Raw genomic sequence first — 22,538 nt, forward strand, 5'->3', positions numbered from 1 at the left:
GTGATTCCTCGCTGTCGGTTCAGGGAAGGTTCGTCAGGTCCACCGGGACGGCCGCCGTCGCGCCGTCGCGCAGGACGGTGGCCTCGATGAGGCCGTAGGGGCGGTCGGCCGCGAAGTACACCTCGTTGTCGTTGTCGAGCCCGAAGGGGCGGAGGTCGGCCAGGAAGTGGTGCTTGTTGGGCAGCGAGAGGCGGATCTCGTCGATGCCGGGCTCCTGGTCGACGACGCGGGAGCCCATGGCGTAGAGGGTCTGCTGGAGGGAGAGGGAGTAGGTGCCGGCGAAGGCGGCCAGCAGGTGGCCGCGCGCCCGCTCGTAGGACGCGTCCCAGTCCGGCTGCTCCCCCTCGGGCCGGCCGGCGTGCCGCCAGCAGGCGTTGACCTCGGTGGCGAGGATCCGGTCGCGGGTCTCGGGGAGGGTGGTGTAGCGGTCCTTCACGTAGCCGTGGAACTCGGAGTCGGTGGTGTTCATGACGACGAGGCCCTTGAGGCCGGAGAGGACCTGCCGGCGTTCGCCGTCCCCGTGGTAGGTGACCTGCGCGGTGCGGGTCTCCTGGCCGCGGCGGACGAAGGAGTGCGCGGTGACGCCGGCGGCCGGGATCCGGTCCCAGCCGTACTCCTCGACGCGGATCCGGGCGGTGTGGATCGTCTCCTGCTGGGAGACGAAGTGGCGCGCCAGCCGCTCGGCGAAGTCCTCGGCGGAGGCTATGCCGTGCTCCTTGGCGAAGGCGAACACGGTGTTCTTGGTGGTGTCCGTCGGCAGGACGCCGGCGTTGGAGCCCCGGGTGTGGACGTCGTCCATGGCGCCGGAGAGGGCGATGGAGACGTTGAGGTCCCTGATGTGGTGGACGGGACCTTCGCGGGTGACCCGGACGACGCGGGTTTCGGCTTTGCCGTACTGGTTCTGGCCGAGAACGGTGGGCATGGTGGGTGCTAGCTCCCTCGGTACACGGAATAGCCGAACGGACTGAGCAGCAGCGGTACGTGGTGGTGCTCACCGGGGGCGACCGCGAAGGCCACGGCCACCTCCGGGAAGAACGGGGTGTGCTTCGCGACGGTGAACCGGAGCCGGACGTGCGCCGTCCCTTCCGGCGGGGCCGGGAGCCCGGTGCACCGCCCGTCCGTGTCCGTCACGGCGGTGCCGCACACCGACCAGGGCCCGTCGTCGCCGCTGCGCGCCGCGAGTTCGACGGCGACGCCCTCGGCGGGGCGGCCGGCGGCGGTGTCCAGGACGTGCGTGGACACGGTGGCGGTGGTGGTGGGGTTCACGCCGGGTCCTCCATCAGCCGGGCCAGCCTGATGCGGTTGATCCTGCCGAGTTCCGTGCGCACGATCTCGCGCTCGCGTTCCGGCGTGTTGCCGATCCGCCGGCGGATCGCGTCGAGCAGCTGTGCGGCGTCGAGCCCGGTGGCGCAGATCAGGAAGACGTGCCCGAACTTCTGCTGGTAGGCCAGGTTGAACTCCAGCATCTCGGACCGGAGCCCGGGCGGGGCCTGCGCCATGCCGCGCTGCTCGCGCGCGGACGCCGGATCGCCGGGTCGCGGGCGCCCGATGGGCGGGTGCGCCGCCATGGCCTCGGCCAGGTCGGCCGCGGAGAGGGCGGCCGTGGCGGCGTCGCTCGCGGCGAGGAGGGCTTCGGCGGCGGGGTAGGGGCGCCGGGCGAGGAGCGCGTCCGCCCACGCACGACTGGCGCAGATCGCGTGCAGGGCGGCGCGGGCAGCGCCTTCCTCGGTTGCGTTGAACCGGGCGAGGCCCGGCGGCGAGCTCGGAGTCACGGGCGCCTCCGTGGCGGTGACGGGCTGCATGACGGGCTGCGGTGACGAGCCGCGCGAGCTGACGACTGCGCATAGCTAACGCCCCGGCGAACGCCGCGTCAACAGTTTGTTGAAGAAGTCGCCGAAGTCGCTCAGGGGCTCCCCGAACCGTCCGCCCGGTTCAGGTAGTTGTAAATGGTGAACCGGCTGACGCCGAGCGCCGCGGCCACGGTCTCCACGCCGTGCCGCAGGGAGAAGGCACCGCGCTCCTCCAGCGCGCGCACGACCGACTGCTTGGTCCTGCGGTCGAGTTCGGCCAGGGGCCTGCCGTGCCGCCGCTCCAGGTCGGCCAGCATGTGGCCGAGCGAGGCCGACAGACGCGGCAGCCGCACGGCGACGACCTCGCGGCCCTCCCAGGACAGCACCACGTCGCCGTCCGCGGCGCGCTCCGGGTCGATCATCTCTCCGCCCATGGCGTCGACCAGGGGCGCGACCGCCGCCCGGAAGGGGTGGGCGGCCGCCTCGCCGGTCACGGCGCGCCCTCCGCCGACCCGTCCTCGCCGACCACGCTGACCTGCAGCGACACCCGGGTGGCCCCCGCCTCCAGCGAGGCGCTGAGCACCTGCCGGACGGCGTCGAGCACGGCGGCTCGGGCGCCCTCCGCGGTGTTCCCGAAGGGGCCGACGTCCACGGCGTCGAGGGCGGCGCCCTGCAGGGCGTCCCGGGCGGCCTCGGCGTGGGGCGGCACCCGGTCGAGGTCGAACGGTTCGGTCGTGAACTCCACTCGCAATCGCACGACGGTCAACCTACCCGCCTTGACAGGCGGCGGGAACGACAGCACGATTCCGTACAGCAGAATGTATTTTCCGTTATATGGAAGGAGGGTGGATGGGATGCCCGATGGGACGCCCTTCCCCCGGCACCGCTTCGCCGTCAACCTGTCCATGCTCTTCACCGGGCTGCCACTCCTGGAACGGCCCGCCGCCGCGGCGGCGGCGGGCTTCGACGCCGTCGAGATGTGGTGGCCCTGGCCCGCGACACCGACCCCGTCCGACCGCGAACTCGGCGCCCTGCGCCGGGCGCTGGACGACGCCGGCACGCGGCTGGTGGGCCTGAACTTCTACGCCGGGCAGCTCCCCGGGCCCGACCGGGGCGCCCTCTCCGTGCCCGGCGCGGAGTCCGCCCGTTTCCGCGCCAACCTCGCGGTGGCGGCCGGGTTCGCGGCCTCGCTGGGGTGCACGGCGCTCAACGCCCTGTACGGCAACCGCGTCGCGGGCGCGGATCCGCGGGTCCAGGACGCGCTCGCGCTGGAGAACCTCGTACGGGCCGCGGAGGCGGCGGACCGGGTGGGCGCGCAGGTGCTCGTCGAGGCGCTCAACCCCGTCGAGTCCCCCGCGTACCCGGTGACCGGGTCGGCGGCGGCCGTCGCGCTCACGGAGCGGGTCAACGAGGCCACCGGGCTCGGCAACGCCCGCTTCCTGATGGACCTTTACCACCTGGCGACGGCGGGCGAGGACGTGGCCGCGGCGATCAGCGCGTACGGGAAGACGTGCGGGCACGTCCAGCTGGCGGACGCGCCGGGGCGCGGCGCGCCCGGCACCGGCGTCCTGGACGTCCCGGGCCTGCTGGCCCGGCTCGACGGGGCGGGCTATGCGGGGTGGGTGGGCCTGGAGTATCGCGCGGCCCCCGGCGCGGACGCCTTCGGCTGGCTGGACGAGTCGTGATGACGGCCGGTCCGGCACCGCCGAGATCCGCCGCGGTGGCTGCTCGCCGCCGCGGCGGAAGAAAGGCGCCCGGCGCCGGCGCGGCCGGGGCCGGCACCGCCCCAGTACCGCTCCACCCCGTCCCGCACCGCCGGAACCCGCCACGGTAGTTGCCCGCCGCCGCGGCGGACCAAAGGCGCCCGGCGCCGGAGCCTTCCTTCGGCCCGTCCGCTTCGCGGACCAGCCCTCCCCTCCCCGAAAGGACTCCCCCATGCCCGCTTCCCCTCCCCTCCCCCGCGTCGCCTGGATCGGGCTCGGGGTCATGGGATCGCCCATGGCCTCGAATCTGCTCAAGGCCGGGTACGACGTCACCGGTCACACCCTCGAACAGGCCGGCCTCGACCGGCTGGCCGCCGCGGGCGGCACGCCCGCCCCCTCCGTCGCGGCCGCCGTCCGCGGGGCGGACGTCGTCGTCACGATGGTTCCCGCCTCGCCCGACGTGGAGGCCGTCGCGTACGGCGAGCACGGGGTCCTCGCGCACGCCGCGCCCGGCACGCTCTTCGCCGACATGTCGTCCGTCACCCCCCGCACGTCCGTCGAGCTCGCCGGAGCCGCCGCCCGCAAGGGCATCCGCGTCCTGGACGCGCCCGTCTCCGGCGGCGAGGCCGGTGCCGTCGAAGGCGTCCTGTCGATCATGGTGGGCGGGGAGCAGGCCGACTTCGAGCGGGCCCGGCCGCTCTTCGGGGCGCTCGGCACGACGGTCGTGCACTGCGGCCCGCACGGGGCCGGCCAGACCGTGAAGGCCGCCAACCAGCTGATCGTGGCCGCGAACATCCAGGCGTGCGCCGAGGCCGTGGTCTTCCTGGAGAAGTCCGGCGTGGACCTGGAGGCCGCCCTCGACGTGCTCGGCGGCGGGCTCGCGGGCTCCGCCGTGCTCAGCCGCAAGCGGCACAACTTCCTCTCCCGGCACTACCCCCCGGGCTTCCGCATCGACCTGCACCACAAGGACATGGGCATCGTCACGGAAGCCGCCCGCGCGGTCGGCGCGGCCGTACCCGTGGGCTCCCTCGTCGCGAGCCTGGTCGCCGCGGCCCGCGCCCAGGGCGACGGCGGGCTCGACCACTCGGCCCTCCTGCGCGGCGTCGAGCGGCTCTCCGGCATCGGGGCGGGGAGGGCCCGGCGATGACGACGACGCCCGCGACGATGCCGGCCATGCACGCCGCCGTCCACATCCTCAAGGACGAGGGCGTCGACATCGCCTTCGGCTGCCCCGGCGCTGCCGTCCTCCCGCTCTACCAGGCACTGCAAGCAGTGGGCGGCATCGAGCATCTGATCGTGCGTCATGAGGCGGGTGCCGCGCACATGGCCGACGGCTGGGCCCGGACGAACGGCAGGACCGGCGTCGCGATCGCCACCTCGGGCCCGGGCGGCACCAACTTCGTCACCGGTCTCTACACCGCGTACGCCGACTCCGTGCCGATGCTGTGCGTCACCGGGCAGGCGGTCTCCACCAAGCTCCACCAGGAGGCGTTCCAGGCCGTCGGCATCGTGGAGATCGTCCGGCCGGTGACCAAGTGGGCCGTGCAGATCAAGGAGGCGGCGCAGATACCGTGGGCGTTCCGGGAGGCGTTCCGGATCGCGAGGTCGGGGCGCCCGGGGCCGGTGCTGATCGACATCCCCGTCGACATCGCGCGCCGCGAGATCCGTTACGACCCGGCCCTGGACGCGCCCCTGCCGGTGCCCGTCGCCGCCCCGCACCCGCCGCGCGTGGAGGCCGCGCTGGACCTCCTCCTCGCCGCCGAGCGGCCGCTCGTGCTGGCCGGCGGCGGAGTGATCCTCTCCGGGGCGGAGGCCGAACTGCGCGAACTGGTGGAGCTGCTGGAGGTGCCGTTCCAGGTGACGCTCATGGGCAAGGGGGCCGTCGAGGACGACCACGAGCTCCACATGGGCACCACCGGCATCCAGACCTCGCAGCGCTACGCCAACGCCTCGTTCCTGGAGTCGGACTTCGTCCTCGCCGTCGGCGCCCGCTTCGGCGACCGGCACACGGGGGCGGACCTCTCCGTCTACCGGGGGCGGCGGGCCTTCGTGCACGTCGATGTCGAACCGTCTCAGCTGGGCCGGGTCTTCGAGCCGGACCTGGGCGTCGTCTCGGACGCGAGACTGTTCCTGGCCGCGCTGCTGGCGGCGGCGAAGGCCCGGGGCGCCGGCCCCCGGCACCGTGCGTGGGCCGCCCGCTGCCGCGGCCTCAAGAGGACCCTCACCCGCCGCGACGACTACGACGCCGTCCCCGTCAAGGCGCCCCGCGTCTACCGGGAGATCAACGAGGCCTTCGGGGCGGACACGTGGTTCGTCACGGCCATCGGCCTGTACCAGATCTGGGGCGGCCAGCACCAGAAGGCCCACAAGCCCCGCCACTACCAGGTCTGCGGGCAGGCCGGGCCGCTCGGCTGGGAGGTGCCGGCCGCGATCGGCGTCAAGAAGGCGCTGCAGGGCATGGGGCGGGGCGGGGAGGAAGTGGTCGGCGTGGTCGGCGACTACGGCTTCCAGTTCACGGCCGAGGAGCTCGCGGTCGCCGCGCAGTACGACGTCCCCTTCGTACTGATCATGCTGAACAACGAGTACCTGGGGCTGATCCGGCAGGCCTCGGCCGGCTACGGCATGAACTACCAGGTGGACGTCCACTACGACGAGACGGGCACGGACAACGTCAAGCTCATGGAGGCGTACGGCTGTTCGGGACGGCGGGTGACGGCGCCCTCGGACATCCGCCCCGCGATCGAGTGGGCGCGCAAGGAGGCCGTGGCGACCTCGCGGCCGGTGCTGGTCGAGGTGCTGATCGAGCGCGAGGCGGACACCCCGCACGGCCCGGACATCGACGCCGTCCGCGAGACCGAGCCCGTGCCGGAGCGCTAGCGCACGACGGGCGCGTGCGCCCTCGCGCTCGGCGGCGACACGAGAGGCGCGTGGGGCGCGCCCGCCCTCTTCGGCATTCGCTCCCCCGGCGCGCCCGCATCGTGGACGATGGGCCCGTACTCATACCTCACGGACCCGTTGCTGGAGCCGAATATGGCCAAGAGCGTGCCGGTTCACTGCCCGACGTGCCGTCGCGAGCACTCCTTCACCCCGCCCACCTTCCCCTGCGCGTGCGGCAGGCCGCTCACGCTGCCGGTCCAGACGGACGCCTCCCCCGAACCCGTGGCGCACCGCACCTGGCGCGACGCGTGGGTGGCCGTGCGCTGTCCCTCCTGCGACCGGCAGGACCAGTGGCCGCGGCCGGAGTTCGGCTGCTCGTGCGGCACGGTGATGCGGCTGCCCGTCCGGCCTCCCGAGCCCGGGGACGGCGGGCCCGGTGCCGGGGACGGGACCGTCCGGGCGCTGCGCCCCGCTTTCCGGCCGGTCGCCATCCGCACCGCGGGCGACGCGGTCGTGGCCGCCGAACGCTATCTGGCGTGGCTCGGGTACGGGGGCGTGACCCGGCCCGGCGATCCGCAGGAGGAAGGCGTCGACCTGCGCGCGGCCGGGCTCGTCGCCCGGGTGGACCCGTCCACCGTGCCGACCTCGCTGCGGGACGTGGAGTGCCTGTGGCTGCACGGGCTGGCGGACGGTGCGTGCGGGGTGTTCTTCTCCCTCGCCGGGTATGCCCGCGAGGCCCGCTCCCGCGCGGACGACCTGCGGGTTCCGCTGTTCGTGATGGACCTCACCGGCACTCCGCAGCCGCTGAACGCCCCGGCGGACGAGCTCGTCGAGCGGGGGCCCGTGTGAGCCGCCCGCACCGCCAAGCTCAATTTTTCCTCTGAACACCGCCCGGACGATGGCGGGTTGGGGACCGGCGGGCGGAGACTTCGTTCCGGGCCCGCGAATCACATACGGGGGATCGCGGGCCCCTCCATCCTACCGGGGGGGGGATGACCGGCCGGCGGTGCCCCGCTCAGCCCGCCGGCACGGCCCCGGAGTCCGCGGGACTCCCCGCCGCCGCGAGCTCGCGCAGCTCCACCTTCCGCACCTTGCCGCTGACGGTCATGGGGAAGGCGTCCAGGATCCGCAGGTAGCGCGGGATCTTGTAGTGCGCGAGGCGGCCGCGGCAGAAGCGCGTGAGCTCGTCGAGGCCCAGCGGCCGGGCCGGGTCGCGGAGGATCACGCAGGCCATGATCTCCTCGCCGTACTTCTCGTCGGGCACCCCGACGACCTGCACGTCGGAGATCTTGGGGTGGGTGTAGAGGAACTCCTCGATCTCCCGCGGGTAGACGTTCTCCCCGCCCCTGATGATCATGTCCTTGATGCGGCCGACGATGCGGACGTAGCCGTCCTCCGCCATCACCGCGAGGTCACCGGTGTGCATCCAGCGCTCGCCGTCCACGGCTTCGGCGGTGCGCTCCGGCTCGTCCCAGTAGCCGAGCATCACCGAATAGCCGCGCGTGCACAGCTCGCCGGGCTCGCCCCGGCCGACGGTCTCCCCCGTATCCGGGTCGATGACCTTCACCTCGATGTGCGGCAGCACCCGGCCGACGGTGCCGGTGCGGCGGGCGACGTCGTCGTCGCGCCGGGTCTGGGTGGAGACCGGCGACGTCTCGGTCATCCCGTAGCAGATGGAGACCTCGGACATGTGCATCTCGCCCATGACCCGCTTCATCACCTCGGTCGGGCACGGCGAGCCCGCCATGATGCCCGTCCGCAGCGAGGAGAGGTCGTAGGTGGCGAAGTCCGGCAGGTCCAGCTCGGCGATGAACATGGTGGGCACGCCGTAGAGGGAGGTGCAGCGCTCGCGCTCGACGGCGTGCAGCGTGGCGGTGGGGTCGAAGGCCGGGGCCGGGATGACGGCGCAGGCGCCGTGGCTGGTGACGGCGAGGTTGCCCATGACCATGCCGAAGCAGTGGTAGAAGGGCACGGGCAGGCAGACCCGGTCGGCCTCGGTGTAGCCCAGCGTCTCCCCCACGAAGTAGCCGTTGTTGAGGATGTTGTGGTGGGAGAGGGTGGCTCCCTTGGCGAAGCCCGTGGTGCCGGACGTGTACTGGATGTTGACCGGGTCGTGGCAGCTCAGCTGCGCCTCGCGCTCGGCGAGCCGCTCGCGGGGCACGCCCTCCCCGGCCGTGATCAGGCCGGTCCAGGTGGGGTCGTCGATGTGGACGACGTCGCGCAGCGCCGGGCAGTCGGCGCGGACCTCTTCGACCATGCTCCGGTAGTCGCTGCTCTTGTGCGCGACGGAGGCGACGAGCAGGCCGACGCCGGCCTGGCGCAGCACGTAGCGGAGTTCGTGGACGCGGTAGGCCGGATTGATGTTGACCATGATCGCGCCGATGCGGGCGGTGGCGTACTGGACCATGACCCACTCGGGGCAGTTGACCGCCCAGATGCCCACCCTGTCGCCCTTGGCCACCCCCTTGGCCAGCAGGCCGAGCGCGATCTCCTCGACGGCCCGGCCGAACTCGGCGTAGGTCCAGCGGCGGCCGCTGGGGACGTCGACGAGGGCGTCGCGGTCGCCGAAGCGCTCCACGGTGAACGCGAGATCGGCGCCGATGGTGTCGTCGATCAGCGGGACGGAGTGGCTTCCGGCCTCGTACGAGGGTGTGGTCACCGGTGGTCTTCCTCTCGGTACTCGTCTCCGCCGCCCGACAGCTCGCCGCGCGCGGTGCGTTCGCGCAGCTCGATGCGGCGGATCTTGCCGGACACGGTCTTGGGCAGCTCGGCGAACTCCAGGCGCCGGATGCGCTTGAAGGGCGCGAGGACGGCCCGGGAGTGGGCGAAGAGGGCCTTCGCGGTGCCGGGGCCGGGCTCCCAGCCCTCGGCGAGGACGACGTACGCCTTGGGCACGGAGAGCCGCAGCGGGTCGGGGGCGGGGACGACGGCCGCCTCGGCCACGGCCTCGTGTTCGAGCAGGGCGCTCTCCAGCTCGAACGGGCTCACCTTGTAGTCGCTCGACTTGAAGACGTCGTCGCTCCGGCCCACATAGGTGAGGTACCCGTCGGTGTCGCGGGAGGCGATGTCGCCGGTGCGGTAGTAGCCGCCGGCCATGGCCTCCGCCGTGCGCTCGGGGTCGCCCGCGTAGCCCCTCATCACGCCCACGGGACGGTCGGAGAGATCGAGGGCGATCTCTCCCTCGTCGGCCGGCTCGCCCGTGAGGGGGTCGAGGAGGACGACGGTGAAGCCGGGGCCGGGGCGGCCCATGGAGCCGGTCTTCACCGGCTGGCCGGGCGGGTTGGCGATCTGCACGGTCGTCTCGGTCTGCCCGAAGCCGTCGCGGATCGTCACGCCCCAGGCCCTCCGGACGGTCTCGATGACCTCGGGGTTGAGCGGCTCGCCGGCGGCGACGGCCTCGCGGGGCGGGGTGCGCAGCGCGCGCAGGTCGGCCTGGATGAGCATGCGCCACACGGTGGGCGGCGCGCAGAAGCTCGTCACGCCCGCCCGGTCCATGCCGGCCATGAGGCGGGCGGCGTCGAAGCGGGTGTAGTTGTGCACGAAGACGGTGGCTTCGGCGTTCCAGGGGGCGAAGAGGCTGGACCAGGCGTGCTTGGCCCAGCCGGGCGAGGAGATGTTGAGGTGGACGTCGCCCGGCCGGAGCCCGATCCAGTACATGGTCGTCAGATGACCGACGGGGTACGAGGTGTGGGTGTGCTCGACGAGCTTGGGGCGGGCGGTGGTGCCGGAGGTGAAGTAGAGCAGCAGGGGGTCGTCGGCGCGGGTGGGGCCGTCGGGGGTGAAGGTGTCGGCGGCGTGCGCGGAGTCGGCGTAGTCATGCCAGGTGGCCGTGCGGCCCGCACGACCGGGGGCGCCCGCCTCGCCCGGTTCCGCACCGCCGGTTCCCGCGCCGTCCGCTTCCGCACCGCCGGCCCTGCCGCCCACCGCGATCCGCGTGTAGTCGCCCGGCACCCCGTTGAACTTGCCGGTGTCCTCGGCCCGTACCACCACGTGGGCGGCCCGGCCGCGCTCCACGCGGTCGGCCAGGTCGGCCGTGCCGAGCAGCGGGGTGGCCGGGATGACCACGGCGCGCAGCTTCATCGCGGCGAGGGCGGTCTCCCACAGCTCGGCCTGGTTGCCGAGCATGACGACGACGCGGTCCCCGGCGCGCACGCCCCGCTCGCGCAGCCAGTTGGCGACCTGGTTCGAGCGGCGGCGCAGGGCGTCGAAGGAGTACGCGGCCTCGGTGCCGTCCTCCTCGGCGATCCTCAGGGCGGTGCGGGTGTTGCCCTCGGCCATGGTGTCGAACCAGTCCAGCGCCCAGTTGAACTCCGCCGGGCGGGGCCAGACGAAGCCCTCGCGGGCCGCCCGCCAGTCCTCGCGGTGGGCGAGGAGGAAGTCCCGGGCCGCGCGGAATGCGGCGGCGGGAGCGGGCGTTGCACCGGTGTTCTCGGCGGCTCGCGGCCTCGATGGCGTCACTTGTCCTCCAGATTGCGGGGCACGTCGCCGGCCCGCATGGTTAGCATCGTGCGACGGTGATCTGAGTCTCACCACCCCCGAACGGGGGTGGCCGCATTTCAGGGATACGGAGATTCCACCTCCGGATCCGGGACGGGGAGGCAGCGATGGGAGACCCGGGCGGAACGGCCGAGGTACGGGCGGCGCTGATGCGGATGCGCAGGGGGGCCGGACTGCCGGTCGCCTTCGGCGGTCTGCTCACGGGCACCCGGCAGTTCCGAATATCGGACATGACGGGAACGACGACACCGGTCCTGCGCGGACTGGCCATCCGCACGGGCAGCGGGCTGGGCGGCAAGGCGGCCGCCCTGACCAGGCCGCTGTCCGTGACCGACTACCAGTCCTCGCACGTCATCACGCACGAGTACGACGCGGCGGTGGCGGCCGAGGGCCTGCGCTCCGTGCTCGCGGTGCCCGTCGTCGTACGGGGCCGGGTGCGCGGCGTGCTCTACGGCGCCCTGCGGCGCCCGCTCACCCTGGGGGACCGCTCGCTGACCGCCGCCGTCGACGCGGCGCGCGAGCTCGAACAGGCCCTCGCCGTCCAGGACGAGGTCCAGCGGCTGCTGTCGGTGGCCCATCAGCCGACCACCGCCGACCCGGCGATGTGGGAGGAGGTCCGCGAGGCGCACTTCGAGTTGCGCGCCCTGGCACAGCGTGTCACCGACCCCCTGCTCCGGCAGGAGCTCCTCGCGGCGTGCGGACGCCTCGCCGCAGCGTCCTCCGCGGACCCCGCGGCCCGGCGCGCGGGCCCGGACGTCGGCCTGTCCCCGCGCGAGGTGGACGTCCTCGCCTGCGTGGCCTCCGGCGCGACGAACGCCACCGCGGCGGAACGGCTGGGCCTGCGCCCGGAAACGGTCAAGAGCTACCTCCGGTCGAGCATGCGGAAGCTGGGCGTGCACACGCGCCTGGAGGCCGTGGTCGCGGCGCGGCGGGCGGGGCTGCTGCCGTGAGGGCAGGGCCGGTGCGGTGACCCCCGCGGACCGTTCACGGACCCGTCAACGAGGCGTCAAAGGAGTGGCACTGAGGGTCAACAGGCTGTCAAGGAGGAGCTCGGCGGGGTTCGGTGCGGGCATAGCGTGAACGGCGGCGCCACGGCGCCGTCAGCGACGCTCCCATCCGACACCTCCCGAGCTTCTTGAGGACCGTCATGCACCTGAGCCGTACCCCCGCCGAAGCCGCCGCAGTCGCAGCCGTCGAGAGCGCGACCGGTGGCGAGGAACCCGCCGAACCCTCCGAACCCTCACATCCCTCGGGGCGCGCCCCCGCCGAGCCGCTGTACGTCCCCGTACGGCGCTGCGCGTGCGGCTTCGCCCTGCGGGTCTTCCGCTCGCCCCTCGGCGCGCGGACCGCCGTCGCCTTCACCACGGAGCGGCGGCTTTCGGACGTTCTCGGCCCCGATCAGCCCGCCATCCGCCTGGCCCTCCCCGCGGTACGGGCCCTGGCCGCGCCCCTCGGCGTCGACCTCGTCTCCGTCGACCCCCAGCTGACGGCTCCGGCGGTCCGCACGGACCCGGACCCGGCGGGCCCGCCGATGACGGCCCTCGCCGGCTGAGCGGCCGCCCTCCGGGCCGGCGGGGCACGTCGGCGACCGGGCCGGCCGGGTGCGTGCCGTGGCGGCCTGACCGGCTCGGACACCGCCGGTCCGCGCCACGGGGGTGCTCGCCGTCGCGGCGGAGAGATCTTGCCTGCCGGCACGTCACGCCCACCCGGGCAGTCCGGCCCGACGGCCCCTGGCAGAGGAATCCCGACGGCCCCTGACAGAAGATTCCGCCGCAACGGCGACCAGCCGCAACGGCACGATCCGGCGGTGCCGGAGCCGGCCCGGGCCCCCGGCACCGCCGACAGGCTCCCCCCCTTGCCGCAGGCGAGATGAAACCCGCCGCAACGGCGGACACCCCCCGCGGCGCGACCCGGCGGTGCCGAGAACCGGTCCAACCACCGCGTACCGCAATCCCTCCGAAGGAGACCCCGTGGCCATGCCGACCGCCCCCGTATCCCCGCCCCGTCCGCAGGACGCACCGGCGGCGCCCGTGTGGCCCGCGTCCGCCCGGGAGGTGCCGGGCGGCGGGCTCGCCGTCGGCGGGGTGCCGCTGGCCGAAGTCGCCGACCGGTTCGGCACGCCCGTCTACGTCCTGGACGAGGACGAGGTGCGGGCCCGCGCCCGCGCCTGGCGGGCCGCCCTGCCCGGCGCCGACGTCGCCTACGCCGGCAAGGCGTTCCTCTCCCGCGCCATGATCCGCTGGATCGAGGAGGAGGGCCTGTCCCTGGACGTCTGCTCCGCGGGCGAGCTGGAACTCGCCGTGCACAGCGGCTTCCCCGCCGAGCGGATCGTGCTGCACGGCAACGCCAAGAGCCCCGACGACGTGCGGACCGCGCTGCGCCTGGGCGTGGGCCGGATCGTCATCGACGGCACGGGCGAGATCGCCCGGCTCGCCGCCCTCGTGCCGCCGGGCGCCCGCCAGCGGGTGCTGCTGCGGGTCGTGCCGGGGGTGACGGCGGGGGCGCACGCGGCGGTGCGGACCGGGATGGACGGCCAGAAGTTCGGCCTGTCGGTGGCGGGCGGCGAGGCGGAGGAGGCGGTGGCGCGGCTCCTCGGGCAGCCCCGGCTGGAGCTGGTGGGCCTGCACTGCCACCTCGGTTCGCAGATCGCGGGCCTCGGCCCGTACGTGACCGCCGTGCGCCGGCTCGTCCCGCTGCTGGCCCGGATCCGCGACCGGCACGGGGTGACCTTCCCCGAGCTGGACCTGGGCGGCGGCTTCGCCATCGCCTACCGCGAGGGCGACCCGGCCGTGGACCCGCGCACCTACGCCCAGCAGGTCACGGGCGAACTCGCCCTGGAGTGCGGACGCTTCGGGCTGCCGCTGCCCCGGCTGACGGTGGAGCCGGGGCGGTGGATAGCCGGGCCGGCGGGCGTCGCGCTGTACCGGGTGCTGTCGGTGAAGTCCACCGGCGGCCGGACGTTCGTGGCCGTCGACGGCGGCATGAGCGACAACCCGCGCCCGGCGCTGTACGGGGTGCGCTACACGGTCCGCCTCGCGGGCCGCTCCTCGACCGCGCCCGGCCGCGCCGTGACGGTGGTGGGGCGGCACTGCGAGGCGGGCGACGTCCTCGCCGACGACGTGGAGCTGCCCGCCGACCTGCGGCCGGGCGACGTGCTGGCCGTACCGGCGTCGGGCGCGTACCACCTGTCGATGGCCTCGGCCTACAACCTGGTCGGCCGGCCGCCCGTGGCCGCGGTGACCGGGGGCCGCGCCCGGCTGCTCGTCCGCCGCGAGACGCTGGACGACCTGCGCAGCCGCGACGTCGGCGCGTAGGGAGGCACGGGCGGCCACGACTGGTCAGGCGGCCGGGGCGGCCGCCAGCCCGAGCGTCTCCCGCAGGGCCCGCGCGTCCACCTTGCCGTTCGCGCTCAGGGGGAAACTCCCCACGACGTGGACGGCGTTGGGCTGTTCGTACGCGGCGAGGTGCGGGGCCAGCAGGGTGCGCCAGTGCCTGGGGGGCAGGGCCTCGGGGTCCTCGACGACGAAGTGGAGGGCGCAGCCGCGGCGGGCGTCGTCGACGGCGAGGACCTTGACCTGGCGGCCGCAGGCCTCCGCCTTCTTCGCCAGGCCCTCCGGGTAGAGGGTGAAGCCCGCGCGGTGCACCGCCTGGTTGCGGCCCACGACGTGGACGTTGCCGTCGCCGTCGATGCGGCCCAGGTCGGCCGTGCGGTACCAGAGGTCCCGGGGCACGGGGCGGAGGGTGCCCCCGGCGTCGAGGTAGCCCTCCATGAGGCCGGGCGAGCGGACCTCGATCTCACCGGTCTCACCGGGGGCGAGCGGGGTGCCGTCGGGACCGACGACGCGCAGCCCGACGCCGGGCAGCGGACGGCCGCAGCCGACGGGCGCCCCGGGGGTGGCCAGGGCGACGTTGCCGAGTTCGGTGAGGCCGTAGCCGTCGAGGAGCGGCCGCCCCATCGCCTCTTCGAACGCGGTGGCGAGCGGCGCGGGCAGGGGGGCGCCGCCCACGCCCCAGATGCGGACCGCGGACAGGCCGGTGCGCAGCTCGGGCCGGCGGCGGAGGAGCCCCAGCAGCAGGTCGTAGGTGGAGGGGGCGGCGTCCACGGCGGTGGCGCCCGCCGCGACGGCCTTCGCGACGGCGGTGTCGAGGCGCTGGTAGGGCGTGACGACCAGGGTGCAGCGGGCGAGCCACCAGAGGAGGATCACGGAGAGCCCGTACTGGTGGGAGAAGGGGAGGAGCGGGGCGAGGACGTCGCGCTCGTGGTAGCCCATGGCGCGGATGGTGCGCACGGTGTTGTCGTGGACGGCGCGCCCGGACTTGACGATGCCCTTGGGGCGCCCGGTGGTGCCGGAGGACCACAGCACCAGCGCATCGGGGCGCGCGAACCAGGCGGTGAGGTCGACGTCGCCGCCGGCCTCCCCGCCGCGCGTCCCCGCGCCGGGGAAGTGCAGCACCCGGTCCGCGGGGAAGTGGTCCGCGCCGCCGCTCTCGCACAGCAGCCAGCGGGCCGCCGCGCGCTCGGCGGCGGCGCGGTTCTCCGCCGCGGGCTGGCGGTGGTCGACGGGGACCAGCGAGGTGTCGAGGTGCATCAGGGCGAGCAGGGCGACGACGTAGTCGGCGGAGTTGTCGCCCTGCACGAGGACGCGGTCACCCGGCCGGATGCCGCGGCCGTGGAACTCCCGCGCCGCGGCGAGCACGCGGCGGGTGAGCGCCTCGCCGTCGAGGCCAGCGGGGCCGCCGGCGAGCCGGGGGGCGGCCTGCGACGGCGCCATCAGGTCAGTCATGTGATCCTCCTGCCCGCTGCGCCGGGCGTACGGGGCGTTCCAGCAGGGGTGTGCGCGGGTCCCACGGCCCGTCCTGCGCGTCGCGGCGGCGCCGTGCGATGCCGGACAGGGCCTCCAGCACGACGCGGTTGCCGAGGTAGGCCGTGATCTCGGCGTGGTCGTACGGCGGGGAGACCTCGACGACCTCGACGCCGACGACGGGGAGCTCGTAGGCCGCGCGGCGCACGGCGTCCAGGAGCTGACGGGAGGTCAGCCCGCCGGGCTCGGGGGTGCCCGTGCCCGGCGCGTGCCCGGGGTCGACCACGTCGACGTCGACCGAGAGGTAGACGCCGTCGCAGTCGTCCATGGCGGTGGCGAACGCCTCGGTCAGGCAGGCGTCCAGGCCGCGGGCGGTGATCTCGCTCATCTCGTAGGAGCGCATGCCCTGCCCGGCCATCCACTCCAGCGTCTCGGGCTCGGGGTAGTAGCCGCGCAGCCCGATCTGCAGGAAGCGGTCGCCGCGCACCGCGCCCGACTCGATGAGCTGGCGCATGGGCTTGCCGTGCCCGTAGAGGGGCCCGGACTCCACGTCGCCGGTGTCGGCGTGGGCGTCGAAGTGCAGCATCGCGATCCGGCCGTAGCCGTGGTGGGCGGCGACGCCGCGCATGTCGGGCAGGGCGACGGTGTGGTCGCCGCCGAGGACGACGGGGATCGCGCCGAGCGAGGCGACCATGCGCACGGCGGCCTCGATCTGCCGGATGCCGCGGGCGACCTCGCCGGGGTAGCAGGGGACGTCCCCCGCGTCGTAGACCCGCAGCTCCGTCAGCGGGTCCACGCCGAGCGCCAGGCTGCGGCGGACGCCGTTCTGCGGCAGGTAGCAGGCCTGGCGGATCGCGCTCGGGCCGAAGCGGGCGCCCGGCCGGTGCGAGGTGCCGCCGTCCAGCGGGGCGCCGAGGATCACCACGTCGGGGTGGTCCGGCGGGCTGGAGAGGTCCAGCCGCTCGACGCCGAGGAAGGTGATGTCGGGGCCGAACTGCGCACCCAGGTGCTGCACGTCAGCTCCCCACCATGTGATGCCCGCCGTCCACGTGGACGATCTCGCCGGTGGTGGCGGGGAACCAGTCGGACAGCAGGGCGAGGCAGGCGCGGGCCGTCGGCCCGGCGTCGGACGCGTCCCAGCCCAGGGGGGCGCGCACCGCCCAGTCGCGTTCGAAGCCGGCGCCGTCGCCGCCGATCGCCCGCGCGGCGAGGGTGCGCAGCGGGCCCGCCGCGACGAGGTTGACGCGCACTCCCTCGGGTCCGAGGTCGCGGGCCAGGTAGCGGGCGCACGACTCCAGGCCGGCCTTGGCCACGCCCATCCAGTCGTAGCCGGGCCAGGCGCGCGAGGCGTCGAAGTCGATGCCCACGAGGGCGGAGCCGGGGCGCAGCAGCGGGCGGCAGGCCACCGCGAGGGCCTTGAGGGAGTACGTCGAGGTGTGCAGGGCCGAGGCCACGTCGGCCCAGGGCGCGTCGAGGAACCCGCCGTCCAGGCAGCTCGCGGGGGCGTGGGCGACGGCGTGCAGGACGCCGTCGAGGCCGTCGAGGTGGGTGCCGACGCGGTCGGCGAGCGAGGCCAGCTGGGCCTCGTCGGTGACGTCGAGATCGACGACGGGGGCCTCGTGCGGCAGGCGCCGGGCGAGTCGCTGGACCAGGGAGGGCCGGCCGTAGGCGGTGAGCACGACGTGCGCGCCCTGTTCCTGGGCGAGCCGGGCCACGGAGAATGCGATCGAACTCTCGCTGATCACACCGGTGATCAGCAGTCTCTTGCCGTCGAGCAGGCCGCTCATCCGGTCTCCTTCGTCCTGTTCGGTGGTACTGGCCGGTCCGTGGACCGGGCGCGCGCTGGGCGGGCCCGGTACACGGCGCGGCTGGTTCAGCAGCTGTTGCTGATGGTGCTGCTGAGTCGGTCGGCCTCCTCGGCCGGGATCTCGAGACCCTGCAGGTCAAGAACGATCGCCATGATGTGTGCCTCCCCTCCGGGTGAGTGATGGGCACGGGCGCCCGCAACGAGAGCGGGCACCCGTGCACGGCAACGACCGCGTCAGCAGCCGTTGCTGATGGTGCTGCCCAGCAGCTCGGCCTCCGCGGCCGGGACCTCAAGACCCTGCAGGTCAAGAACGATCGCCATGATGTGTGCCTCCTCTCCGTGTTCTACGGGCCGGCCCGTCGGTGTCGGGCGCGGCGGGGTGACCGGTCGGCCGTCGGCCGGCCGGAGTCCAGGGGTGCGCGTGCGGCGCGGTGTGCGGGGCCCCTAGCGGGCGGGGCCGGGCGACAGGAAGGGCAGGAACGCCCTGCGGCCGTCGAGCGCCGCGGAGAGCGCCAGCAGGATGCCCGCGTTGCCGGTGGCGACGTCCATCGAGAGCCTGCGCAGTTGCTCGCCGGGGAAGGCGACGTGCCCGCGGAAGGCCATGGCGTGCCAGTGGAGCCGGGACAGGTGCCGGGCCACGCCGGGGTCCGTGCCCGTCCCGCCGGTGCGCCGTCCGCGGAGCGCCGCGAGCGTGGCCAGCAGGCCGGCGCGGCCGCCGAACAGGTGCGGTTCGATGACGAACTCCGGTTCCGCGGCGCGGGCCAGGGCGGTGACGGCTTCCGTCAGCCGCTCGTCGTCGCGGTGCGCCAGCACCTCGTCGGCCACCACGGCGATGCCCGCGCCGCCGACCTCCAGGTAGGGCAGCAGCCGGTAGCCGCCGTCGACCTGCAGCGATCCGTCCGTGCCGGGCCGGCACAGGTCGAGGTCGCGGTGGAGCGCGGTGACCGCGAGGTCGAGGTGGCCGGGGTCGCCGGTGTCCTCGTACAGCCGCAGGAAGAACAGCGCGGGGCCGCTCCAGCCGCGGAGCAGTCCGGCGCGGGTGCCGTGGTCGCGCCCGCGGACGATGCCCGGCGCGGTGCCCGCGCGGACGGCGTCGGCCGTGCGTTCCGCCAGCTCCAGGGCCGCCTGCCGGTGGGCGTCGTCCCCCGTGCGCCGGGCGAGGTGCAGCAGGTTGAGCCCGACCCCCGCCGTCCCGCGGAAGAGACTGACGTCGCGCATCCCGTCCAGGGTGTCCCGGCAGGCGTCGACCGTGCGCAGCGCGGCCTCGCGGTGCCCGAACTCCTCCAGGACGTGGGCGATGCCGTGCCGTCCGTCGTAGAAGCCGGCGTGCGGTGCGCTCGCGCGCCCGGCGGCCGTCAGCAGCCACTGCTCCAGCTCCGGGTGGCGTCCCGCGCCGCTCGTGTGCAGCGCCCACAGGACGCCGGCCGCGCCGTAGGCGAAGTTGAGGCCGTCCGTGTGGAACTGCCGCACGTCGCCGGGGAAGAGCCGGTCGGTGCGCTCCGGGGTGGCGCTGAGCAGCACCGCCTCGGCCATGGACTTGCGGACGACGTCCCAGTCCGGGGCGGCGGTGTCCGGCCCGGGCTCGCGCAGGGCGGCCGGGACCTTCTCCAGGGCGGCCGGGTCGGGCGCCAGTTCGCGCCGTACGGCGTCCAGGGTGCCGGGGGCGAGGCCGAAGCGGCGCTCCGCCTCGTCGACCTGGCGCACGGGGCGGCCGGGGTCCAGCTCGGAGAGCTGGGTGAGCGGGAAGAGCACCCACAGGCGCAGGGCGGCGAGCGCGTGGCGGTCGATGGCGAAGCCGGTCTTGCCGCGCGCCATGAAGCCGGGGTGGCCCAGGCCGAGCCGCTGCGCCTCCCCCACGGGAACGGCCAGTTCGAAGTCGACGAGCGCGACCTCGTCCTCCTCGCCGACGAGGATGTTCGCCGGGTGGAGGTCGCCGAAGACCACGCCGCGGGCGTGGACGCCGGCGACGAGCCGCTCGATGCGGTCCACCAGCGCCATCGCCCGGCGGGCGTAGTCCGCGAGCTTCTCGTCGGTGGCGTCGGCCTTCGTCAGCGGGTAGGTGCGGGCCAGCCAGGTCTGCAGGGTGTCGCCCGCCATGTGTTCCACGGCGAGGAAGTGGTGCTCCCACACGAGGTGGTGGCCGTACAGGGCGGGCACGCCGGGGACGCCGGCGAGCAGTTCCATGGCGCGCCGCTCGCGCTGCAGGCGGGCGACGGCGTCCACGCCGCGGCCGTCGAGGCCGGCGTGCGGGCGGGCTTCCTTGAGGACCACGCGGCGCCCGTCGGTGTGCCGGGCCTCGTACACCCCTCCGCCGTTGGAGAAGTGCAGGGCCCGCTCCACCCGGTAGGGGAAGCCGGCGTCCTGGCCGGAGGACTGGCGTGCGGCGAGGTGCGGGGCGAGGAAGTCCGGGAGCTCCACCCAGTCGGGCACCTCGAACACCGGGCGCCGGCGGTCCGGGACGAGCACGCCGTCGGGCCGCTCGATCGCGGGCACGGGGGTGCCGTCGGTGTCGGCGCAGTACCGGGTGACGAAGCCGCCGTAGCGCACGTGCAGGGGGCCGTCGCCCCACCGCAGGTCGGTGAGGATGTAGGGGCCCGGCTCACCGTCGAGCGCGGGGGCCAGCTCCTGCAGGACGCGGTGCAGCTGCGCCTCGTCCTCGGGGTAGACGGTCACGAGCTTGCCGCTCGCCGAGCGGGGCGCGTACTTGAGGCTGTGGGCGGTGACGACGGAGCGGCTGCGGAGGAACTTGAAGGGCACGCCGAGCCGGGTGCAGTGCTCGAAGGCGATGTCGACGACGCGCTGCGCGTTGTCCGGGAGGCCCGAGATGTGGATCTTCCACCCCTGCCGGGGCATGACGTGCCCGGCCGGCAGGTACACCACCCACACGTCACGGTCGCGCCGCTCCCAGCCGGCGGGTACGACGGCGTGGGTCTGGGTGAACGCGGAGGCGTCGGCACCGCCGCGGCTGCCCGTGTCGTAGAAGACCGGGTCGGCCTGGCAGTAGGCCTCGGCCGGTGGCCTGGAGTTCATCGTTTCCCTCCCTCGTCCGGGGCGCCCTCGCCGCGGCCTTCCTCGTCCCGGCCCTCCTCGTCCAGCAGCAGCTGGAAGGAGGTCTCGGCGCCCGGGCGGCGCAGGTGTCTGCGGAGCAGCTCGCGGGCCTCGGCCTTGTCCTCCTCGGGGATCAGGTCGGGGCCGACGAAGGTGGGCGACACCCGGGTGAGGATGTCGACGGCTTCGTAGTACTCGTGCCGCAGCAGCGACCAGACGGCGGCGTGGTGGTAGCGGCCGTCGAGGAAGAAGTAGTCCCGCAGGACGCCTTCGAGGACGAAGCCCGCGCGCGTCGCCAGCCGGAGGACGGACTTGTTGTACAGGGCCGTCGTGAACTGCATCCGGTGGGCGTTGAGGGAGTGGAAGAGGTGGTCCAGGAGGAGGTCGAACGCCTCCGCGCCCAGGCCGCGCTGCCACATGTCGGGCCGGCCGATGGCGCCGCCGATGATGAAGTTGCCGGCGGGCCCGGACTGCCGGTAGTTGACCGTGCCGACGGTCACCCCGTCCTGGTCGCGGACCGCGAACTGCCGGATGCGCCCGGAGTTGTTGAGCTGCTTGAGGTCCTCGGGGGTGGCGTACTCGTTGGTGTCGGCGGTCAGGACGGCCGTCGGGGACGCCGGGCCCAGCCAGTCGGCCATCATGGCGTAGTCGGCGTCGGTGGGCCGGTCGAGGCTGACCAGTCTGCCCTTCATCGCTCCCCCTCCTTGTCGTGCGCGGCCTGCGCGGTGGCGGCCCGCGGCCATTCCCGGGCCACGAGGACGGCGTTGTGGCCGCCGAAGCCGAACGAGTTGCTCATGGCGATGCGGGTGCGCCAGGGGCGCGCCCGGTGCGGTACGTAGTCCAGGCCGGGGTCCTCGGGGTCGTCGCAGTTGACGGTCGGCGGCAGCAGGCCGGTGCGGATCGCCTGCACGGTGGCGATGAGCTCGACCGCGCCGGCCGCGCCGATCATGTGCCCCGTCATGGACTTGACCGAGCTGACCGGCACCCGCGGGGCGTGCTCGCCGAACACCTCGCGGACCGCCGCGCTCTCGATGCTGTCGTTGAGCGGGGTGCTGGTGCCGTGCGCGCAGATGTAGTCGATGTCTTCGGGCCGCAGGCCGGCGTCGGCCAGCGCGTCGGTCATCGCCCGCTTGGCGGCGATGCCCTCCGGGTGCGGGTGGGTGGAGTGGTAGGCGTCGGTGGTGACGCCGTACCCGGCGAGCTCGGCGAGGATCGCCGCGCCGCGCCGCTCGGCGTGCCCGGCGGACTCCAGGACGACCACCCCGGCGCCGGCTCCCATGACGAACCCGTCGCGGGCCCGGTCGAAGGGGCGGCTGGCGCGCGCGGGGTCCGTGCTGCGCGAGAGGGCGCCGACGTTGGCGGCGGCCGCGAGGTCGAGGGGGTTGACCGCGTCGTCGGAGCCGCCCGCGATGACCACGTCGGCGTAGCCGTGGCGGATGAGCCGCAGGCCGTCGCCGATGGTGGTGGCGCCGGTCGCGCAGGCGGTGACCATCGCGCCGGACGGGCCGCGGGCGCCGAAGTGGCCGGCGATCTCGGCCGCGGCGCTGTCCATCGAGCCGCCGGAGGCCAGGTAGGGGGTCATCGCGCGGCGGCCGCCCCGGTCGAGGTCGAGCACCCCGGTCTGGGTCATCTGCCCCGGCCCGTAGCCGGATCCGACCAGCACCGCGGTGCGCGGGGCGAGCTCCTCGCCGATCTCCAGCCCGGCCTGGTCCATCGCCTCCAGGGCGGCGGCCAGCGCGAACTGGGCGAAGCGGTCGAGGCGCCGGGCGGTCCTGTTGGGCATGTACGCCCGGGGCTCGAAGCCGACGACCTCGCCGGCCAGGGGCGTGGGCAGGGCGTCCGCGTCGTAGCGCGAGATGCGCCGGATGCCGCTGCGGCCCTCGGTCAGTGCGGCCCAGAACTCCGGGGCCGTGTGCCCGACCGGGGAGATCACCCCGGTGCCGGTGACCACCACGCGTCGGTCGCCCTGGTGCGTCTGCCTGAACACCGTGTCGAGCCCTCCTCCCTGAGCGGA

20 protein-coding genes are annotated in these 22,538 nt (G+C 74.5%); 7 read left to right on the top strand and 13 right to left on the bottom strand.

What is annotated here, in order from left to right; genetic code table 11:
* Positions 1-19: 19 nt before the first annotated feature.
* The 5 genes from pucL to ACOTKD_RS20450 form a co-directional block, all read right to left on the bottom strand.
* Positions 20-922: a factor-independent urate hydroxylase gene (gene pucL, locus ACOTKD_RS20430; protein WP_424890407.1), complete on the bottom strand. Its 903-nt coding sequence runs from the start codon at positions 920-922 to the stop codon at positions 20-22.
* Between the two features lie 8 nt (positions 923-930).
* The gene (gene uraH / locus ACOTKD_RS20435; RefSeq protein WP_424890409.1) at positions 931-1,266 is read right to left on the bottom strand and encodes a hydroxyisourate hydrolase; all 336 of its coding nucleotides are present in this window, start codon (positions 1,264-1,266) and stop codon (positions 931-933) included.
* On the bottom strand, positions 1,263-1,802 hold the full coding sequence (uraD, locus tag ACOTKD_RS20440; protein ID WP_424890410.1) for a 2-oxo-4-hydroxy-4-carboxy-5-ureidoimidazoline decarboxylase: 540 nt from the start codon (positions 1,800-1,802) through the stop codon (positions 1,263-1,265). The genes uraH and uraD overlap by 4 nt, the downstream gene beginning before the upstream one ends.
* A gap of 101 nt (positions 1,803-1,903) precedes the next feature.
* Complete coding sequence (locus tag ACOTKD_RS20445) at positions 1,904-2,224, bottom strand: helix-turn-helix domain-containing protein (protein ID WP_424890503.1); 321 nt, start codon at positions 2,222-2,224, stop codon at positions 1,904-1,906.
* A gap of 56 nt (positions 2,225-2,280) precedes the next feature.
* Entirely contained in the window at positions 2,281-2,547 is a 267-nt protein-coding gene (locus tag ACOTKD_RS20450; RefSeq protein WP_424890411.1) for a hypothetical protein, read from the bottom strand.
* A 97-nt stretch (positions 2,548-2,644) separates the two neighbouring features.
* Here ACOTKD_RS20450 and ACOTKD_RS20455 point away from each other — a divergent pair, with 97 nt between their 5' ends.
* The 4 genes from ACOTKD_RS20455 to ACOTKD_RS20470 all read left to right on the top strand — a co-directional run bounded on the left by ACOTKD_RS20455 (position 2,645) and on the right by ACOTKD_RS20470 (position 7,219).
* Entirely contained in the window at positions 2,645-3,475 is an 831-nt protein-coding gene (locus tag ACOTKD_RS20455) for a TIM barrel protein (protein WP_424890412.1), read from the top strand.
* Positions 3,476-3,725: 250 nt separating this feature from the next.
* Positions 3,726-4,640 (top strand): 2-hydroxy-3-oxopropionate reductase, encoded by a 915-nt coding sequence (locus ACOTKD_RS20460; RefSeq protein WP_424890413.1) that lies wholly within the window; start codon positions 3,726-3,728, stop codon positions 4,638-4,640.
* Positions 4,637-6,370, top strand: coding sequence for a glyoxylate carboligase (gcl, locus tag ACOTKD_RS20465; RefSeq protein ID WP_424890414.1), 1,734 nt, complete (start codon positions 4,637-4,639; stop codon positions 6,368-6,370). The genes ACOTKD_RS20460 and gcl overlap by 4 nt, the downstream gene beginning before the upstream one ends.
* Before the next feature lie 153 nt (positions 6,371-6,523).
* Complete coding sequence (locus tag ACOTKD_RS20470) at positions 6,524-7,219, top strand: hypothetical protein (protein ID WP_424890415.1); 696 nt, start codon at positions 6,524-6,526, stop codon at positions 7,217-7,219.
* Between the two features lie 166 nt (positions 7,220-7,385).
* On the opposite strand, the gene ACOTKD_RS20475 is transcribed toward ACOTKD_RS20470, so the two are convergent.
* Both ACOTKD_RS20475 and ACOTKD_RS20480 read right to left on the bottom strand, forming a co-directional pair.
* Complete coding sequence (locus tag ACOTKD_RS20475; protein ID WP_424890416.1) at positions 7,386-9,029, bottom strand: AMP-binding protein; 1,644 nt, start codon at positions 9,027-9,029, stop codon at positions 7,386-7,388.
* Positions 9,026-10,828, bottom strand: a complete 1,803-nt coding sequence (locus ACOTKD_RS20480; RefSeq protein WP_424890417.1) for an AMP-binding protein — start codon at positions 10,826-10,828, stop codon at positions 9,026-9,028. Before ACOTKD_RS20480 ends, ACOTKD_RS20475 begins: the two co-directional genes overlap by 4 nt.
* A gap of 146 nt (positions 10,829-10,974) precedes the next feature.
* Here ACOTKD_RS20480 and ACOTKD_RS20485 point away from each other — a divergent pair, with 146 nt between their 5' ends.
* From ACOTKD_RS20485 to lysA, 3 genes are all read left to right on the top strand, one after another.
* Positions 10,975-11,817 (top strand): response regulator transcription factor, encoded by an 843-nt coding sequence (locus ACOTKD_RS20485; protein WP_424890418.1) that lies wholly within the window; start codon positions 10,975-10,977, stop codon positions 11,815-11,817.
* Between the two features lie 197 nt (positions 11,818-12,014).
* Positions 12,015-12,419 carry an SAV_915 family protein gene (locus tag ACOTKD_RS20490; protein WP_424890419.1) on the top strand — a complete coding sequence of 135 codons (405 nt, stop codon included), beginning with the start codon at positions 12,015-12,017 and terminating at the stop codon, positions 12,417-12,419.
* Positions 12,420-12,843: 424 nt separating this feature from the next.
* Positions 12,844-14,181: a diaminopimelate decarboxylase gene (lysA, locus tag ACOTKD_RS20495; protein ID WP_424890504.1), complete on the top strand. Its 1,338-nt coding sequence runs from the start codon at positions 12,844-12,846 to the stop codon at positions 14,179-14,181.
* Between the two features lie 24 nt (positions 14,182-14,205).
* On the opposite strand, the gene ACOTKD_RS20500 is transcribed toward lysA, so the two are convergent.
* The 6 genes from ACOTKD_RS20500 to fabF all read right to left on the bottom strand — a co-directional run bounded on the left by ACOTKD_RS20500 (position 14,206) and on the right by fabF (position 22,511).
* Positions 14,206-15,651 (bottom strand): class I adenylate-forming enzyme family protein, encoded by a 1,446-nt coding sequence (locus ACOTKD_RS20500; RefSeq protein WP_424890420.1) that lies wholly within the window; start codon positions 15,649-15,651, stop codon positions 14,206-14,208.
* On the bottom strand, positions 15,644-16,684 hold the full coding sequence (speB, locus tag ACOTKD_RS20505) for an agmatinase (protein WP_424890421.1): 1,041 nt from the start codon (positions 16,682-16,684) through the stop codon (positions 15,644-15,646). The genes ACOTKD_RS20500 and speB overlap by 8 nt, the downstream gene beginning before the upstream one ends.
* A gap of 1 nt (position 16,685) precedes the next feature.
* Positions 16,686-17,456, bottom strand: coding sequence for an enoyl-ACP reductase FabI (gene fabI, locus ACOTKD_RS20510; protein ID WP_424890422.1), 771 nt, complete (start codon positions 17,454-17,456; stop codon positions 16,686-16,688).
* 464 nt (positions 17,457-17,920) lie between these two features.
* Positions 17,921-20,506, bottom strand: coding sequence for a class III lanthionine synthetase LanKC (gene lanKC / locus ACOTKD_RS20515; RefSeq protein WP_424890423.1), 2,586 nt, complete (start codon positions 20,504-20,506; stop codon positions 17,921-17,923).
* The gene (locus tag ACOTKD_RS20520; protein ID WP_424890424.1) at positions 20,503-21,216 is read right to left on the bottom strand and encodes a GNAT family N-acetyltransferase; all 714 of its coding nucleotides are present in this window, start codon (positions 21,214-21,216) and stop codon (positions 20,503-20,505) included. The genes lanKC and ACOTKD_RS20520 overlap by 4 nt, the downstream gene beginning before the upstream one ends.
* Complete coding sequence (gene fabF / locus ACOTKD_RS20525; RefSeq protein ID WP_424890425.1) at positions 21,213-22,511, bottom strand: beta-ketoacyl-ACP synthase II; 1,299 nt, start codon at positions 22,509-22,511, stop codon at positions 21,213-21,215. The genes ACOTKD_RS20520 and fabF overlap by 4 nt, the downstream gene beginning before the upstream one ends.
* Positions 22,512-22,538: the final 27 nt, after the last annotated feature.

This window comes from Streptomyces sp. XH2, assembly GCF_049725035.1.
Taxonomy (GTDB): Bacteria; Actinomycetota; Actinomycetes; order Streptomycetales; family Streptomycetaceae; genus Streptomyces; species Streptomyces roseoverticillatus.

Coding starts and splice junctions, on each gene's coding strand:
- pucL (WP_424890407.1), bottom strand. CDS start 922: ATGCCCACCGTTCTCGGCCAGAACCAGTACGGCAAAGCCGAAACCCGC.
- uraD (WP_424890410.1), bottom strand. CDS start 1,802: ATGCAGCCCGTCACCGCCACGGAGGCGCCCGTGACTCCGAGCTCGCCG.
- ACOTKD_RS20445 (WP_424890503.1), bottom strand. CDS start 2,224: ATGGGCGGAGAGATGATCGACCCGGAGCGCGCCGCGGACGGCGACGTG.
- ACOTKD_RS20455 (WP_424890412.1), top strand. CDS start 2,645: ATGCCCGATGGGACGCCCTTCCCCCGGCACCGCTTCGCCGTCAACCTG.
- ACOTKD_RS20460 (WP_424890413.1), top strand. CDS start 3,726: ATGCCCGCTTCCCCTCCCCTCCCCCGCGTCGCCTGGATCGGGCTCGGG.
- gcl (WP_424890414.1), top strand. CDS start 4,637: ATGACGACGACGCCCGCGACGATGCCGGCCATGCACGCCGCCGTCCAC.
- ACOTKD_RS20470 (WP_424890415.1), top strand. CDS start 6,524: ATGGCCAAGAGCGTGCCGGTTCACTGCCCGACGTGCCGTCGCGAGCAC.
- ACOTKD_RS20485 (WP_424890418.1), top strand. CDS start 10,975: ATGGGAGACCCGGGCGGAACGGCCGAGGTACGGGCGGCGCTGATGCGG.
- ACOTKD_RS20490 (WP_424890419.1), top strand. CDS start 12,015: ATGCACCTGAGCCGTACCCCCGCCGAAGCCGCCGCAGTCGCAGCCGTC.
- lysA (WP_424890504.1), top strand. CDS start 12,844: ATGCCGACCGCCCCCGTATCCCCGCCCCGTCCGCAGGACGCACCGGCG.
- ACOTKD_RS20500 (WP_424890420.1), bottom strand. CDS start 15,651: ATGACTGACCTGATGGCGCCGTCGCAGGCCGCCCCCCGGCTCGCCGGC.
- fabI (WP_424890422.1), bottom strand. CDS start 17,456: ATGAGCGGCCTGCTCGACGGCAAGAGACTGCTGATCACCGGTGTGATC.
- lanKC (WP_424890423.1), bottom strand. CDS start 20,506: ATGAACTCCAGGCCACCGGCCGAGGCCTACTGCCAGGCCGACCCGGTC.
- ACOTKD_RS20520 (WP_424890424.1), bottom strand. CDS start 21,216: ATGAAGGGCAGACTGGTCAGCCTCGACCGGCCCACCGACGCCGACTAC.